Source organism: Streptomyces tendae (assembly GCF_014650435.1).
GTDB classification, from domain to species: Bacteria; Actinomycetota; Actinomycetes; order Streptomycetales; family Streptomycetaceae; genus Streptomyces; species Streptomyces tendae.
In genome coordinates, this window is record NZ_BMUY01000008.1 from 66114 (window position 1) to 81496 (window position 15383).

The window sequence follows — 15383 nt, forward strand, 5'->3', positions numbered from 1 at the left end:
GCTACGCCAGTTGCGGCGGTAGCCCCGTTGCGTGGGTCACGACGAGGCCCGAGACCGCTCGGGTCAGGGCCACGTACAGGCGGCGCAGTCCCGTCCGTTCGTCCGGCTCCCCGTCGACCACGGCCTGCGGCTCGTCCAGGACCACGTAGTCGTACTCCAGGCCCTTGGCCAGCGAGGCCGGTACCAGGGTCAGTCGGGTGGCGTGTGTGGTCTCCTCGCCGGGCCCGACGTGGCCGATCCCGGCCGCCGCCAGGGCCGCCGCCAGCTCCGGCACCCTCGCGTCCGCGGCGATCAGACCGACCGAGCCCTCCCGCTCCAGCAGCTCACGGCACGCGGCCACCACGTCGGCCGGGCCCGCGTCGGCCGTACGGATGTCGAAGAAGCCCGGGTTCTCGCGGATCGACGCCACCGGCGTAAGCCCCGGCGCGATGTGCGGCAACAGCCGGGACGCGTACGCGATGACGTCCGTCGGCACACGGAAACCGGCGGTCAGCTCCTCGACCACCGCCTCGCCCTTGCCCAGGTGCCCCAGCGCCTCCTCCCAGCTCCGGGTCGCCCACGGCGTGGTGCCCTGCGCCAGGTCGCCGAGGACGGTCGCCGAGCCGGTGGTGCAGCGCCGGCCCACCGCGCGGTACTGCATCGGGGACAGGTCCTGCGCCTCGTCGAGGACCACGTGCCCGAGGGAATGGGTGCGCTCGATCAGGTCGGTCGCCTCGTCGATCAGCACGGCGTCGGCCGGCGACCACCTGGCGGACTTCACCGAGCGGGCCGGCTTCACCCACAGCACCGCCTTCTGCTCGTCCCCGGTCAGGACCCCCTCGGCGTGCTCGGCGAGGAAGTCCGCGTCGGTGAGCAGCCGCAGCACCAGCTTGGCCGGGTCGACCTGCGGCCAGACCGACTTCACCAGCGCCTTCACGGCCGCGTTGCGCGCCACCGCGTTCTGCACCCGGTCGTCCGGCGCCTCGCCCGCCCGCTCCATCTGCACCAGCACCGCGTGCGCGATCCGCTGCGGCAGCGCCTCGCGGGCGGCGCCGTAGCGGATGTCCCGGGCGAGCAGCTCGCGGACGATCTCCTCCAGCTCGTACACCGGCACCCGCCAGCGGCGCGAGCCGCGCACCACGACGACGCCCTCGGCGGGCGGGACGACATGGGAGTACAGGGCCCGGCGCAGCACTTCCGCCATCCGCGCGTCGCCCTTGATCACCGCCGTGGCCGGCTCGTCCGTGCCGCGCACCTCGACGTGGGCCACCAGGTCGTCCACGGTGGCCTGGCGGACCGTCAGCTCGCCGAGGGCCGGCAGCACCTGCTCGATGTAGTGCAGGAAGGACCGGTTCGGGCCGATGACCAGCGTGCCCGTGCGGGCCAGGCGCTCGCGGTGCGCGTACAGGAGGTAGGCCACCCGGTGCAGGCCGACGGCGGTCTTTCCGGTGCCGGGGCCGCCCTGCACACAGACCGAGCCGGCCAGCCCGGCGCGCACGATCTCGTCCTGCTCGGGCTGGATCGTCGCCACGATGTCCCGCATCGGTCCGACACGGGGCCGCTCGATCTCCTGCTGGAGCAGCCTGCTGGTGGTCGCGGCCTCGGCCGGGTCGAGCAGGTGCTCGTCCTCGTACGCGGTCAGGTCGCCGCCGGTGTAGCCGAAGCGGCGGCGCAGCGAGACGTCCTGGGGGTCCTTCTTCGACGCCCGGTAGAACGGCTGGGAGACCGGCGCCCGCCAGTCGATCACCATCGGGTCGCCGTCCGCGTCGTGCACGTGCCGGCGCCCCACGTAGAAGCGCTCCCCCTCGCCGCCCTCGGCCTGCTCGGCGCCCGGGGCGTGCAGGTAGTCGAGGCGGCCGAAGAAGAGCGGGGTCTCACTGAGGTCGGCGAGCGCCTTGATGCGCTGCTCGATCTGCGCCTCCAGCACGGCGGCGTTGACCCAGTTCGCGGTCACGTCGGTGATGTCGAGGGACTCGACGTCCTCGCGCATGGCGCGCAGCGCGGAGCGGGACGCGGCGAGGTGGGAGCGCTCTTTGGAGAGGGGGTCGTCGTGGCCGGGCGTGGACAAGGGGGTGCCTCCGGATGACCTGCGGTGTGGTGGGCGCGTTGTCGGCGCGCGACGAACCGTCCGGTTTCCGTCCGGACGGCAGCCTTCCGTGGGGAGGCGGGCAAGAGCGGAGATTCTAGGGGAGCGGACGTGGCGCGGGCCAACCGTTTTTCGCGGTACCGGGACCGCCCCGTGGTCGACCCCTAGGGGATCACGTCATCCGCTCTGGGGGATGCGCTCCCTCCAGGGTCGTAGCGGAGGCGGACCAGGGTTGGGTCCGCAGACCGATGCCGGGCGGGGGGTGGCAGTCGCACCATGGAGACATGAGCGCAGCAACCATCTCCCCCGCCCCGGCACCGGGCCGCGCGTCCGGTGCCACGCCCGTGGCCGGCAGCCACCGGCACCGGCTCGGTGACACCCTGCGCGCCGTCAGGGTGTTCGCGGGCGCAGCCTTCGACGTCGTCATCCTCGGCGAGTACGGCGAGGAGGCCGGCGTCCGCCGCCACTGAACGTCAGCCGAGGACCTCGTCCGCGTCCATGATCCGGTAGGCGTAGCCCTGTTCCGCCAGGAAGCGCTGGCGGTGGGCGGCGAAGTCCTGGTCGAGGGTGTCGCGGGCGACGACCGAGTAGAAGTGCGCCTGGTGGCCGTCGGCCTTCGGCCGCAGCACCCGGCCCAGGCGCTGGGCCTCCTCCTGCCGGGACCCGAAGGTGCCCGACACCTGGATGGCGACCGTCGCCTCCGGCAGGTCGATCGAGAAGTTCGCGACCTTCGACACGACGAGCACGCTGATCTCGCCCTGCCGGAAGGACTCGAAGAGTTTCTCCCGCTGGGCGTTGGACGTCTCGCCCTTGATGACCGGTGCCCCCAGGTGCTCGCCGAGCTCGTCGAGCTGGTCGATGTACTGGCCGATGACGAGGATCTGCTGCCCGGCGAACCGCCGCACGATCGCCTCCGTCACCTTCCGCTTGGTGTCGGTCGTCGCGCAGAAGCGGTACTTCTCCTCCGTCTCGGCGGTGGCGTACGCGAGCCGCTCCGAGTCGGTCAGGTTGACCCGGACCTCCACGCAGTCGGCGGGCGCGATGTAGCCCTGCGCCTCGATCTCCTTCCACGGCGCGTCGAACCGCTTGGGCCCGATCAGCGAGAACACGTCCGACTCGCGGCCGTCCTCGCGCACCAGGGTGGCGGTCAGACCGAGGCGGCGCCGGGCCTGGAGGTCGGCGGTGAACTTGAAGACCGGCGCGGGCAGCAGGTGCACCTCGTCGTAGACGATCAGCCCCCAGTCCCGGGAGTCGAACAGCTCCAGGTGCGGGTAGACGCCCTTCCGCCGGGTGGTCAGCACCTGGTACGTGGCGATGGTGACCGGCCGGATCTCCTTGCGGGTGCCGCTGTACTCGCCGATCTCGTCCTCGGTCAGCGAGGTGCGCTTGACCAGCTCGTGCTTCCACTGCCGGGCGGAGACGGTGTTGGTGACCAGGATCAGCGTCGTCGACCTGGCCTGCGCCATCGCGCCCGCCCCGACCAGCGTCTTGCCCGCGCCGCAGGGGAGCACGACGACGCCGCTGCCGCCGTGCCAGAAGTTCTCCACCGCCTGCTTCTGGTACGGGCGCAGCGCCCACCCGTCCTCGGCCAGCTCGATCGGGTGCGCCTCGCCGTCGACGTACCCGGCGAGGTCCTCGGCGGGCCAGCCCAGCTTGAGCAGCGTCTGCTTGATCTGCCCGCGCTCGGAGGGGTGCACGGCCACCGTGTCGGCGTCGATGCGGGTGCCGACCAGCGGCGCGATCCGCTTCGACTTCAGCACCTCCTCCAGGACCGGCCGGTCGGTGGTGGTCAGGACCAGACCGTGTGCCGGGTGCTTGGAGAGGGTGAGGCGGCCGTAGCGGTCCATCGTCTCGGCGATGTCGACCAGCAGCGCGTGCGGCACCGGGTAGCGGCTGTACTCGACGAGGGCGTCCACGACCTGCTCGGCGTCGTGGCCCGCCGCCCGCGCGTTCCACAGGCCCAGCGGGGTCACCCGGTAGGTGTGGATGTGCTCCGGCGCCCGCTCCAGTTCGGCGAACGGCGCGATGGCCCGACGGCAGTCGGCGGCCTGCTCGTGGTCGACTTCCAGGAGCAGGGTCTTGTCGGACTGGACGATCAGCGGACCATTCACGGGCGGCACCCTTTCGCGTGCGTACGGCCGGACGACGGCTCGGCCAAACGTCAAGTGTGCCTGATCGCGGCGCGGGGCCTACTGGAGAGCGATGCTGATGTTGTTGATCAGCGGCCCCTCCAGCGCGGCGGCCTTGGGGGCCAGTGCCCCGAACAGCGCCGCGGCGGTGATCAGGGCGGCGACGGAGACGGCGACGGCGGAACGGGCGGTGGCCCGGTCGGTGGTCCGGTCGATGGTCCGGTCGGGACCGGGGGCGGGGGTCTTGCCGTGCATGGGGGAACCTTTCGGGGTTCTCGGTTCTCGGCGAAGGTCTCGGCGGGGGTGGCGGGCCGGGCCTGGAAGGGCTGGGGGTCCGGCCCGCCGGAGGGATGCGGAAGCGGGACGGTCAGAGGGTGAGGCCTCCACCGAGGTCGATGCCGACGGCGGCGGCCTCGGCGGCGAACGCCGCGACCAGTGCCGCGGTGGAGGTCAGGACGGTGGCGACACGGCGAACGGCAGTACGCATCGGGTTCTTCCTTTCGGTTGGTTTGCAGGGCACCCGGTGGCTGCCCGACCGCCCGCGACCCGATGCGGTTTATGAAAAAAGCTCCCTCGCAGGTGCGAATCACCCGGCGTGGCGTGCATGAACCACCGCGTACACCCGAAAGTGCGCCCCGCGTCGCACACGGGAGCCGGTCCGGATCAGCCCGCGTCGTCGGCCAGCTCGGCCACACCCGTGACCCGGTGCAGCGGGTAGGTGCGCACCTCGTCCGCCGTGTGGTCGTACGCCGTGACGAAGCCGCCCTCGACCCGGATCGGCGCGATCACGCGCTGGCTGGCGGCGCCCTCGGCGTTCACGTAGCCGATCCACAGCGCCTCGCCGGTCAGGACCGCCGCCTGCATCGTGGCCAGCGTCTCGGCCGCGCCCGTGCGGGGCAGCGTGCCGCCCGGCGTCCCGTCCTCGCCGCCGCCGTCCTCGCCGGCGGGGCCCGGCTTGCGCGGAGTCGTGGAAGCGAGATCACCGGCGCGCACGGCCCGGATCGCCGCCGTCAGGAGCGTGTCGTCGGGCGCCGGCGGACCGTCCGGGACCGGCTCGGGAGCGGCCCGGGGCGGGGTGCGGTGGGAGTCCGCGCGGGCGATCAGCACGTCGCCCGCGGCGGACTCGGCGGCCGGCGCGAACCCGATCGCGCGCAGCCCTTCGAGCAGCGCCGCCGGGTCGGCCTGCGCGGCCAGCACGGTGGGCGCGAGACGGCGCAGGCCCAGACCGGCGGCCCGCTTGTCGGCGAGGATCTCGTCCAGCGTCGCGTCGTCGTCGCAGCGCACGTACGCCGAGGCCGCGCCGACCCGCAGCCGCCCGTGCCGCCGGGCCACGTCGTCGATCAGGTACGTCAGGGGCTGCGGCACCGGCGTACGGGAGTGCCGGGCGAGGAACGCGTGCAGGTCGGCGGCGCTCTGCCCGGCGTCCAGCGCACGGCGCACCGAACCCGGCGTGAACCGGTAGACCGTCGCCCCGCCCTTGGACTCCACGTCCGCGAGCACCCCCAGCACGTCGGCCAGCTCCTGCTCCAGCGGCCCCGGCGCCACCGCCGTCAGGTCGGCCTGGAGCAGCACGTGGTCCAGCGGTTCGGGGAAGAGCGGGGCGAGCAGCCGGGCGGCGGTCGCGGTGGCCGCGGCCCGTTCGGCGGGGCTCGGGGGAGCGGTCACCGGGGGCGTGCGGTGGTGGTGGACGGGGAGCTTGTCGCCCGGACCCTCGGGTTCCCCCGTGTCGTCCGCCGTCGCCGGACGGGGTGCCTCGGGCGCGCCGATCAGGGCCCGCCCCGGTGCCGCGAGGGCGCCGCGCCCGGTGACGCCCAGCAGCTCGGCCTCGGACAGCGTCCACCGGGCGATCCGGCTGCGCAGGTCGTCGTCCCGAGCCGCACCGGTCCCGGTCTCCCGCTGCTGCTGCGGGCCGCGCAGCGGGCGCTCCCAGCGCAGCCGGGCCAGCACCGACTCCGCGACGGGCGAGGCACCCTCGGGCAGCCCCGCCAGCAGGGCCAGCACCCGGTGCCGCACCTCCGGCGCCGCCGAGCGGTCCAGGTTCGGGCCCAGCGCCGAGAGCGTGCGGTCCTTCGCGTCCCGCCCGCCGACCACGCCCGGCGTCCGGGTGGCCGTCAGCCACGTCCCCGCGAGCCGCGCCCAGCGCTCGGCGGGCGGCAGCTCGCGCCACTCGTCGTACGCCGGGGTCGCCGCGTACCGCTCGTCGGCCTCCCCGTCGGAGGCGATCAGGCCGGCGCCGTAGGCCAGTTCGACCCAGAAGGCGGCGACCGGCTCGGGCACGTCCAGGGCGACGGCGGTCCGCTTCAGGTCGCGCACGCTCAGACCGCCGGCCCGCAGCACCGACGGGCCGCCCTCGTCCCACTCCTTCAGCAGCTCGTCGACGGTCGCCAGCGCCGCCAGGGCCTGCCCGGCCGCGGTGGCGTCCACAACCTGTGGACGGTGCGTGGCGGCCGCCTCCACCGGCGGCGGCACCGGCTCGGGCGCGCGGTGCGCCCGGCCCGCGCGCAGGTGCAGGGCGACCTCGCGGGGCAGCACGACCGTGCCGGGCGCGGTCGGCAGCAGCAGGCCGCGGTCCAGGAGCGCGCGCAGGTGGGCGGCGGGGTCGTGGGTGACCTGGCCGTACGGCGGCCCCCACACCAGCCGGTCCAGCACCTCCCGGGACTCCGCGGGCAGCCCGGCCAGGAGCGCGGCCATCCGCCGTCGGTCGGCGAACAGGGCGCCGAGCGCGGACACGGCGGAGACCGAGTCGTGGGTGGAGCGCAGGCCGACGGCGGCGAGGATCTCCTGGATCCGGCCCGGGGACATGCCCGCCGTCGCCTCCCGCACGGTCGGGCCGAGCCCCGTCGGGGACGGGTGCTGCGGGGAGGGCGCGAGCAGCTCGCGGGCGGTGCGCACCAGCCGCAGCCGGTCGTCGGCGCCCCACACCAGTGCCTGTTCGCGCAGCAGGGCGGCGGCCCGGGGCAGCGCGGCGGCGACGGCCGGGTCCTCCTCGTCACCGGCCATCAGACCGAGCAGTTCGCCGTACGACGCCGGGTCCGGCGCCACGGCCAGCGCCTCGGCCGTCTGCAGCGCGAACCGGTCGAGACGCTCCAGCGCCCGCACCACGGAGGCGCGGGTACCGGCGCGGGTGGCGAGCTGGGTGAGGTCGGTCGGCACGGGGGTGATGAGGTCGGGGCGACTGCGCAGGAGGGCGGCCAGCGAGACGTCGTCCCTGACGCGGAGCGCCTCCGCGAGGGACCGGGGGGCCGCGGACTTCTCCTCGGTGCTCATCCGGTCCACGTTAGCGGGTGGGTCGGACGGCGGAGGTGTGCGTGCGACGGTGCGGTGCCGTCGGCCGGGCGGGGAGGATTCGGTACCTTCGTCCGACGGGGTACGACAGGGCACGACGGAGTACCGCAACGCACCGCCCCGGAGGGGAACGTGGGGATCGAGAGCGACCAGGTCGTCTTCGAGTATCTGAGCCGCGTCGGCGACGTGGCCCAGCAGCGGCAGCTGCCGTCGGCCACCCGGATGCGCCTGGTGTCGGAGCTGCGCAACGAGATCGACCGGCACCGGGCGAAGACCACCGTGGACAGCCCCGCCGCGGTGCGCCGCATCCTGGACCGGCTCGGCGATCCCGACGACATCGTCACCGCGGCGGGCGGCACCGGCGGCGTACGGCAGCAGGCCGCGGCGCCGTCGCCCACCGCCGTGCCCGAGCAGCGGGACACCGAGGCCCGCGACACCCCGCGGCGCAAGGGCCGGCGGCGCCCCACGCCCGAGGCCCCGGCCGCGCCCGAGGCCGCCCTGCCGCCCCACCTGGCGGGCGCGCGGGAACTGGGCGACGTGGGCGAGGGCCGGCCGGACTGGTGGCGCGTCGACGACGGCCCCTTCGCCGGCGGGGGCCTCGGCGACAGCGTGCCCGGGTTCGTCGGCGGCGTCGAGATCCCGGAGCTGCTCAGGCGACCGCCGGGCCCGCAGGACGAGGCGGAGCGGCCGGACACCCCCACCGAGAAGACGCCGGACGCCGCGGCCCTGGCGGAGGCCGACGACCCGGCGGCCGGGACAGGGGGGCGGGGCAAGGTTCGCCGCCTGCCCCGCCTGTGGCCCGAGGGCGGCTGGAACAACCCGCTCCTGCTGCTCGCCGCGGCCCTCCTGATCGTCGGCGCCGTGCTCGGCAGCCTCGTCCCCCTTGGCCTCGGCTGGCTGATCGCCTACATCTCCCGCCGGCTGACCCCGGCCCAGTCGAAGTGGGCCGTCCTGGGCCTGCCCGGCACGGTCGCCGCCGCGGGCGTGGTCTGGCTCTGGGGCCGCACCGAGGGCCGCTGGGGCGACCCGGTCGCCGAGGGCCACATGAACGACGCGATCACCGACACCTGGCCCTGGGTCCTGCGCACCGCCGCCGTCGCCACCGCCCTCTACCTCCTGTGGCGGTCTCGCCGCCCACGCGGCTGACGGGGCCCTTCGGCAGCCGAGTCGTTCGTGACTGCCCGCGCCACGTCCGTCGCCCCTCCCCGAGTCCGTGGCCCCGGATGCTCGGCGGGGCGCGTCACGGTGGCCGCACCAGAGGGCTCTGCCCCCTGGACCCCCGGCCTGTGCCCACCCACCACCCGACTCGGTGGGCTGAAACGAGAACGCCCGGGGCGACGGTACGACCCGGGGGCGGAAGGCGGCGGCGCCCTGGGTCCCGGCCCCAGGGGGCACGGACGACCCGGGGGCTGCCGGCGACGGCACCCCGGGAGACTGCCCCCTGGGGTCGCGAACGGCCCAGGGTCGAACGACGCGGCGCCCTGGGTCCCGGCCCCCGCCTGACCGCCCGGCGCCCGACGGAGCCCGCCCCGGCCGGGCCCGTCCGGCGCCCGGCACAATGGGGGGCATGGCTTCCACGACCCGTCCCGCGCCCACCGTCGGCTTCGACCTCGACATGACGCTGATCGACTCGCGGCCCGGCATCCGTGCCTGCTACCTCGAACTGAGCGCGCGCACCGGGACGTACGTGGACGCCGACCTGGCCGTCACCCGGCTCGGGCCGCCGCTGGCCGAGGAGCTGGCGAACTGGTTCCCGGCCGGGGAGATCGAGGCCGTCGCCGACCTGTACCGGGAGATCTACCCGGTGTACGCGATCGAGTCGACGCTCGCGCTGCCCGGCGCCCGCGAGGCCGTCGCCGCCGTGCGCGAGGCGGGCGGCCGGGCGATCGTCGTCACCGCGAAGTACGAGCCGAACGCGAAGCTGCACCTGGCGCACCTCGGCATCGAGCCGGACGCCGTGATCGGCGGCCTGTGGGCCGAGCAGAAGGCCGTCGCGCTGCGCGAGCACGACGCGGACGTCTACGTCGGCGACCACGTCGGCGACGTCCGCGGAGCCCGCGCCGCCGGGGCCCGCTCGGTGGCCGTGGCCAGCGGGCCGTGCGACGCCGGGGAGCTGCGCGCGGCGGGCGCCGACGTGGTCCTCGCCGACCTCACCGCCTTCCCGGGGTGGCTCGCGGCCTACCGGGACGGCGAGGGCGACGCCGAGGGGCTCGACGCGGCGCGCGCCTGACGCCGCCCGGCGGCGATCGACCGGAGCACCCCGGCACCGGCGACCAGGAAGCCCACCCCCATCAGCATGCTCAGTCCGAACATGTAGGTGGGAAACGGCGTCGTGCCCAGCAGCAGCGGGGCCACCGTGACCAGAGTGGCCACGGTGCCGACGAAGAAGACGATCGCACCGGCGCGGATCAGTCGGTCACCGGGCGCGGCGGAATTCATTTGGGTTTGTTCACGCACCCGACCAGGGTAGTTCCCAGGCCCGGGGAACAACCGGGGGACGTCTTGTCACCGGCCTGAAGACCATTAGCCTTGGTACCGGCGGGTCAGGACGACCCGCCCAAGTGCTATCAAGAGCCGTTTCCGAGCATATTTCCGAGCAGTTTCCGACGAGTACGAGGACGAGGACAGACGTGCCTACCGGCAAGGTCAAGTGGTTCAACAGCGAGAAGGGCTTCGGCTTTCTCTCCCGCGACGACGGCGGTGACGTCTTCGTCCATTCCTCGGTCCTCCCCGCCGGAGTCGAGAGCCTGAAGCCGGGACAGCGCGTCGAGTTCGGCGTCGTCGCCGGGCAGCGCGGGGACCAGGCCCTGTCGCTCGCCCTGCTCGACCCGGCCCCCTCGGTCGCGGCCGCGCAGCGCAAGAAGCCGGACGAGCTGGCCTCCATCGTGCAGGACCTGACGACGCTCCTGGAGAACATCACGCCGATGCTGGAGCGCGGCCGCTACCCCGAGAAGACCGCGGGCAAGAAGATCGCCGGGCTGCTCCGCGCGGTCGCGGACCAGCTCGACGTCTGACCCCCTCGTCCGGTCGTTCTGCGTCGTTCCTGCGTCGTCCTACGGGAACGCCAGCGCGTCCGGCCCGAGGGCCGGTACGAGTCCCTCGGCCGCCGCGCGGGTCAGCAGGCCCCGGATCGCCGCGTAGCCGTCCTCGCCGAGGTCGGCGGTGAACTCGTTGACGTACAGCCCGATGTGCTGGTCGGCGACGGCCGGGTCCATCTCCTGCGCGTGCTCCATGACGTACGGCCGGGACGCCTCAGGGTCGTCCCAGGCCGCGCGGACCGAGGCGCGCACGGCGTCCGCGAGCCGGGTCAGCGCCGGCGCGCCCAGCGAGCGCTTCGCGATGATCGCGCCGAGCGGGATCGGCAGCCCGGTGGTGTGCTCCCAGTGCTCGCCCATGTCGGCGAGCTTGTGCAGCCCGTAGTTCTGGTACGTGAAGCGCGCCTCGTGGATCACCAGGCCCGCGTCGACCTTCCCGTCCCGCACGGCCGGCATGATCTCGTGGAACGGCATGACGACGATCTCGCCGACCCCGCCGGGCACCGTGTCCGCCGCCCACAGCCGGAAGAGCAGGTAGGCGGTGGAGGTCTCGCTGGGCACCGCGACGGTGCGGCCGCGCAGGTCGGCGTCCGCCTCCCGGGTCAGCACCAGCGGCCCGCAGCCCCGGCCCAGCGCGCCGCCGCAGGGCAGCAGGGCCCAGTCGTCGAGGACGTACGGCAGCACGGCGTACGACACCTTCAGTACGTCGAACTCGCCGCGCTCGGCCATGCCGTTGGTGATGTCGATGTCCGCGAAGGTCACGTCGAGGGCCGGGGCGCCCGGGACGCGGGCGTGGGCCAGGGCGTCGAAGACGAAGGTGTCGTTCGGGCAGGGCGAGTACGCGATCCGCAGGGTCTCAGGGGTTGCGGGCGTCTCTGGGGTGTCAGCGGTCATGTCGGTCATGTGGGTTCCAACTCGTGAGGACGGGGGCGAGCTTCCCGAAGGCGTCCGTCAGTGCCGCGAGTGCCTCGCCGATGCGCCAGGCGGCGCGGTCGCGCGGTCCGACCGGATTGGACACCGCGCGCAGTTCCAGCACCGGCACGCCGTGCGCGGCGGCGGCCTCGGCGACGCCGAAGCCCTCCATCGCCTCGGCCAGCGCGTCCGGGTGCCGCTCGCGCAGCAGCGCGGCGCGGGCCGCGGTGCCGGTGACGGTGGACCCGGTCAGGACGGTGCCGGGCCGGGCCCCGGTGGCCTCGGCGACGGCGCGGACCAGAGGGGCCGGCGGGAGGTGGGTGACGGTGCCGAAGCCGAGGTCGGTGACCGGCAGGAAGCCGTCGGCGGTCTCGGCGCCCAGGTCGGCCGCGGTGATCGCGTCGGCGACCACGAGCGAGCCGACGGACGCGTCCGGCGGGAAGCCGCCGCCGATGCCGGCCGAGACGACCAGGTCGTAGGGCGTGCCGTCGAGGGCCGCGGCGGTCAGCGCGGCGGCCGTGGAGGCGGCGGCGAGGGCCGGGCCGACCCCGGCGGCCAGCAGGTCCCAGCCGTCCGGCAGCCGGTGCAGGGCGATGCCCGGACGAGACACCTCGGCGCCCGGCGCCGGGAACGCCCGAGCCACCGCGTCCCGTTCGACGGGGACCGCGGTGGCCACGAGGAGGTGCACGGAGGACGTGGGCGGTCAGTCCTTCTTCAGCTTGAAGACCCACACACCGGTGATGTTCTGGCTGTCGTCCTTGCCGTCCCGGGCCGCGACGGCGACGTTCGTCGAGTTGCCCTGGGCGCCGTACTGCGCGTTGAAGAACACGCTGCCCGGCACGGTGCGGTAGGTCTTGTCGCTGTCCTCGACCAGCTGCTGACCGTTCATCAGGATCGTCCAGTGCTTGTCGGCGACGTCCGGGTCGACACCGAACCGCACGGTCTCGTCCTGGTCGACCGTGATGGTCTTCGCGTCCTTGTCCTGCAGGCACTTGTCGATCTCTTCGGCCGAAAGGGTCTTGCCCTCTCCGCCGCAGGTGGCCTCGGAGCTGACCGAGTCACTGCCGACCGTGATCGTCGCGATCGGGGTCGGCTCGTCACAGGCGGACAGCAGGAGAAGTCCGGCGGACACGGCGCCTACGGCGGCGACGGCGCGGCGGCGTCGCACAACGCGGTGTCCGAGAGCGGCGGTGCCGCGGGGCAACGTGGTCATGGTCGAAGGCTATACGGCGCCCCGGGCCCGTCCCCCACCTGGGTACGGCGTGGCGTGGTCACGCCACCCTCGGCCGAGTCCGGCCCCCGTGCCGGGCCGAGTCGAGCAGACCCCGTACGGTCGTCAGCCACCCGGCGGCGATGATCGCGGCGGCCACCGACAGGCCCAGCGTGCCGTTGAGCGGCAGCACGATGCCGACCGCGCCGCCGAGCACCCAGGAGACCTGGAGCAGCGTCTCCGAGCGCGCGAACGCCGAGGTGCGCACCTGCTCCGGCACGTCCCGCTGGATCAGCGCGTCCAGGGACAGCTTGGCCAGCGCCTGCGCGAAGCCGGCGACCGCCGCCAGGCACGCCACCAGGAAGGCGCTGAAGAACACCGCGGACACCACCGCCGCGCCCAGCACGATCGCCACCACCGTCACGATGATGATCTCCGGTGCCCGGGACCGCAGCCACGCCCCGACCGCCGTGCCCAGCGCGTTGCCCGCGCCGGCCGCGACGCCCACTATCCCCAGCGACACCGCGGCGCTCTGGCCGGTCATCGGGTGCACCCGCAGCAGGAACGCCAGGAAGAAGATCAGGAAGCCGGTCAGGCAGCGGATGGCGGCGTTCGCGGCCAGCGCGTGCGTCACCGCCGGCCCCACCGTGCGCAGCCCCGGACGCCTGCCCCGCTTCCGCAGCGGCCCCGGCAGGTGCTCCTCGTCCGCGGCGAGCAGCGCCCGGTCCTCGCCGCGCGCGGAGTCCACCTTCCGCGGCAGCGTGAACGACAGCACGGTGCCCGCCACGAAGATCACGAACGCGCCGTACAGCGGCCACCGCGGCCCCACCTGCTGGAGCCCCGCACCGATCGGCGCGGCCACGCCGGTGGCCAGCAGCCCGCACAGGGTGACCCGCGAGTTCGCCTTCACCAGGGAGACCCGGGGCGGCAGCAGCCGCGGCACCACCGCGCTCCTGACCACCCCGTACGCCTTCGAGGCGACCAGCACGCCCAGCGCGGCCGGGTACAGCTCGATGCCGCCGGTGACGACCGCCGCCGACAGCACCAGCGCGAGCAGCGCCCGGGCGGCCATCGCGCACGCCATCGCCGCGCGGCGGCCGTGCGGCAGCCGGTCCAGGAGCGGGCCGATCACCGGCGCGAGGAGCGTGAACGGCGCCATGGTGATCGCCAGGTACAGCGCGACCCGCCCGCGCGCCTCGTCGGTGGGGACGGAGAAGAAGACGGTGGAGGCAAGGGCGACGGTGATCATCACGTCCCCGGCGCCGTTCACCCCGTGCAGCTCGATCAGCTTGCCGAGGCCCGACTCGCCCGCGCCGTGCGCGTGCGTCGCCTTGCGGATGCCGCGCGCGGTGCCGGTCACCGGCAGGCGCAGCGCCCGGCCGACCGCACGGAACCGGGAGCCGGGACCGCGCCACCGGCTCCCGCGCTTGAACTCAGTCCGTGCGGCTGCCACCCCGTCATAGTGCCCCGAGAGCGGCCCCTGTAGCGTCCATACGGCACGTATGGCGGTGATCGAGTCGGGTGACCCGGGCACCGACACCGTCCGGACGCGCCGGGCCGTACCCCGCCGAAACTCCCGTCGGTGTAGGCCCAGGGCACATGAACAGGTAGCGTGCGTAGCGCGCCGTGGCGAACGTTCTCGGCCGCGCGCCGTACGGCCATCCCGCAGAATGGATGACGTAGGTGCGCCCGAGCGCGATCGGGCGCGGACGTCGACGCGGTCCACAGGTCCGCTCCGTCCGCCCCTCGCACACAGCGGTGCACTCGTGAGACGGCGTATGGAGAGAAGCGATACCTGTGAGCGCAGCGACAACGCGAAGCCGCACCCCTGACCGCCTGTGCGCCGAGGCCGTCGACCTCGCCCGGGCGGCGGCCGAGGAGGCCGCCGCACCCGGCGTCGTCGGCGAGCACGAGGGCCTGGTGTCGGAGGGCGACCGGGTCGTCACGCACTACTTCGCCTGCAAGGAGCTGGGGTACCGGGGCTGGCGCTGGGCCGTGACGGTGGCCCGCGCCTCCCGCGCCAAGATCGTCACGGTGGACGAGGCGGTGCTGCTGCCCGGCCCCGACGCGCTGCTCGCCCCCGAGTGGGTGCCGTGGAGCGAGCGGCTGCGCCCCGGCGACATGGGCCCCGGCGACCTGCTGCCCACCGACGCGGACGACCTGCGCCTCGAGCCCGGCTGGACCGGCGAGGACGAGCCGCCGCCGAACTCCGCCGTCTCGCACGAGATGGCCGACCTGGTCGAGGCCGAGGACGCCGAGGTGACCGCCGGGCCGCCCGCCGAGCTGTCGACCGTCCCGGCCCGCGGCACGATCTCGGCGGTCGCCGAGGAGCTGGGCCTGCGCCGCACCCGGGTGCTCTCCCGGTACGGCCTGCACGTCGCCGCCGACCGCTGGGAGGAGGGCTACGGCCCCAAGACCGCGATGGCCCAGGCGGCCCCCGCCTCCTGCGTCAGCTGCGGCTTCCTCGCCCGGATCGGCGGCTCGCTCGGGCAGGCCTTCGGGGTGTGCGCCAACGAGTTCTCCCCGGCCGACGGGCACGTCGTGTCACTGGCCTACGGGTGCGGTGGGCACTCGGAGGCGGCGGTGATGCCGAAGCCGCCGCGGGTGGCTCCGCCGGTGATCGACGAGACGCGGGTGGATCCGTTCCCGCTGCGGCCCGCCGCGGACTCCGGGTCGGTCCCGGTGACCGAGGACCAGGCGGCGGCGGAGCTGGGGCACTCGTAGCGCGGGTGCGTTCCTCGGCGCGG

At 74.5% G+C, this 15383-nt stretch carries 14 protein-coding genes; 5 read left to right on the top strand and 9 right to left on the bottom strand.

Translation table 11 applies throughout. The annotated features are described in order from the left end of the window. Position 1: 1 nt before the first annotated feature. Complete coding sequence (locus IE258_RS21525) at positions 2 to 2047, bottom strand: HelD family protein (RefSeq protein ID WP_189745908.1); 2046 nt, start codon at positions 2045 to 2047, stop codon at positions 2 to 4. A 302-nt stretch (positions 2048 to 2349) separates the two neighbouring features. Here IE258_RS21525 and IE258_RS21530 point away from each other — a divergent pair, with 302 nt between their 5' ends. After that, entirely contained in the window at positions 2350 to 2535 is a 186-nt protein-coding gene (locus tag IE258_RS21530) for a hypothetical protein (protein WP_030399360.1), read from the top strand. A gap of 3 nt (positions 2536 to 2538) precedes the next feature. Here IE258_RS21530 and IE258_RS21535 read toward each other — a convergent pair whose 3' ends face one another. From IE258_RS21535 to IE258_RS21545, 3 genes are all read right to left on the bottom strand, one after another. Next, positions 2539 to 4176, bottom strand: a complete 1638-nt coding sequence (locus IE258_RS21535; RefSeq protein ID WP_159328711.1) for a DNA repair helicase XPB — start codon at positions 4174 to 4176, stop codon at positions 2539 to 2541. A gap of 78 nt (positions 4177 to 4254) precedes the next feature. Beyond that, positions 4255 to 4449 carry a hypothetical protein gene (locus tag IE258_RS21540; RefSeq protein ID WP_189745910.1) on the bottom strand — a complete coding sequence of 65 codons (195 nt, stop codon included), beginning with the start codon at positions 4447 to 4449 and terminating at the stop codon, positions 4255 to 4257. 408 nt (positions 4450 to 4857) lie between these two features. Continuing rightward, on the bottom strand, positions 4858 to 7461 hold the full coding sequence (locus tag IE258_RS21545; protein WP_189745913.1) for a helicase-associated domain-containing protein: 2604 nt from the start codon (positions 7459 to 7461) through the stop codon (positions 4858 to 4860). Positions 7462 to 7611: 150 nt separating this feature from the next. Here IE258_RS21545 and IE258_RS21550 point away from each other — a divergent pair, with 150 nt between their 5' ends. Together IE258_RS21550 and IE258_RS21555 are read left to right on the top strand one after the other, a co-directional pair. After that, positions 7612 to 8625, top strand: coding sequence for a ribonuclease H family protein (locus IE258_RS21550; protein ID WP_189745915.1), 1014 nt, complete (start codon positions 7612 to 7614; stop codon positions 8623 to 8625). A gap of 421 nt (positions 8626 to 9046) precedes the next feature. Next, entirely contained in the window at positions 9047 to 9709 is a 663-nt protein-coding gene (locus IE258_RS21555; protein WP_189745917.1) for an HAD family hydrolase, read from the top strand. Here the strand turns inward: IE258_RS21555 and IE258_RS21560 are convergent. After that, complete coding sequence (locus IE258_RS21560; RefSeq protein WP_159328716.1) at positions 9658 to 9936, bottom strand: hypothetical protein; 279 nt, start codon at positions 9934 to 9936, stop codon at positions 9658 to 9660. The genes IE258_RS21555 and IE258_RS21560 overlap by 52 nt on opposite strands. 173 nt (positions 9937 to 10109) lie before the next feature. Here IE258_RS21560 and IE258_RS41915 point away from each other — a divergent pair, with 173 nt between their 5' ends. Further along, complete coding sequence (locus IE258_RS41915) at positions 10110 to 10493, top strand: cold-shock protein (RefSeq protein ID WP_003974650.1); 384 nt, start codon at positions 10110 to 10112, stop codon at positions 10491 to 10493. Between the two features lie 39 nt (positions 10494 to 10532). Here IE258_RS41915 and IE258_RS21570 read toward each other — a convergent pair whose 3' ends face one another. Genes IE258_RS21570 through IE258_RS21585 form a run of 4 tightly spaced genes read right to left on the bottom strand, consistent with a single transcriptional unit; the run spans position 10533 to position 14089 of the window. Beyond that, complete coding sequence (locus tag IE258_RS21570; protein WP_373309880.1) at positions 10533 to 11417, bottom strand: 1,4-dihydroxy-6-naphtoate synthase; 885 nt, start codon at positions 11415 to 11417, stop codon at positions 10533 to 10535. Beyond that, positions 11398 to 12114 carry a futalosine hydrolase gene (locus IE258_RS21575; RefSeq protein WP_189745919.1) on the bottom strand — a complete coding sequence of 239 codons (717 nt, stop codon included), beginning with the start codon at positions 12112 to 12114 and terminating at the stop codon, positions 11398 to 11400. The genes IE258_RS21570 and IE258_RS21575 overlap by 20 nt, the downstream gene beginning before the upstream one ends. Before the next feature lie 15 nt (positions 12115 to 12129). Further along, positions 12130 to 12639, bottom strand: a complete 510-nt coding sequence (locus IE258_RS21580) for a DUF2771 domain-containing protein (protein ID WP_167308271.1) — start codon at positions 12637 to 12639, stop codon at positions 12130 to 12132. A gap of 58 nt (positions 12640 to 12697) precedes the next feature. Beyond that, complete coding sequence (locus IE258_RS21585; RefSeq protein ID WP_189745921.1) at positions 12698 to 14089, bottom strand: MFS transporter; 1392 nt, start codon at positions 14087 to 14089, stop codon at positions 12698 to 12700. A 344-nt stretch (positions 14090 to 14433) separates the two neighbouring features. Between IE258_RS21585 and IE258_RS21590 the strand changes: the two genes are divergently transcribed. Further along, positions 14434 to 15360: a DUF3027 domain-containing protein gene (locus tag IE258_RS21590; protein WP_189745923.1), complete on the top strand. Its 927-nt coding sequence runs from the start codon at positions 14434 to 14436 to the stop codon at positions 15358 to 15360. Positions 15361 to 15383: the final 23 nt, after the last annotated feature.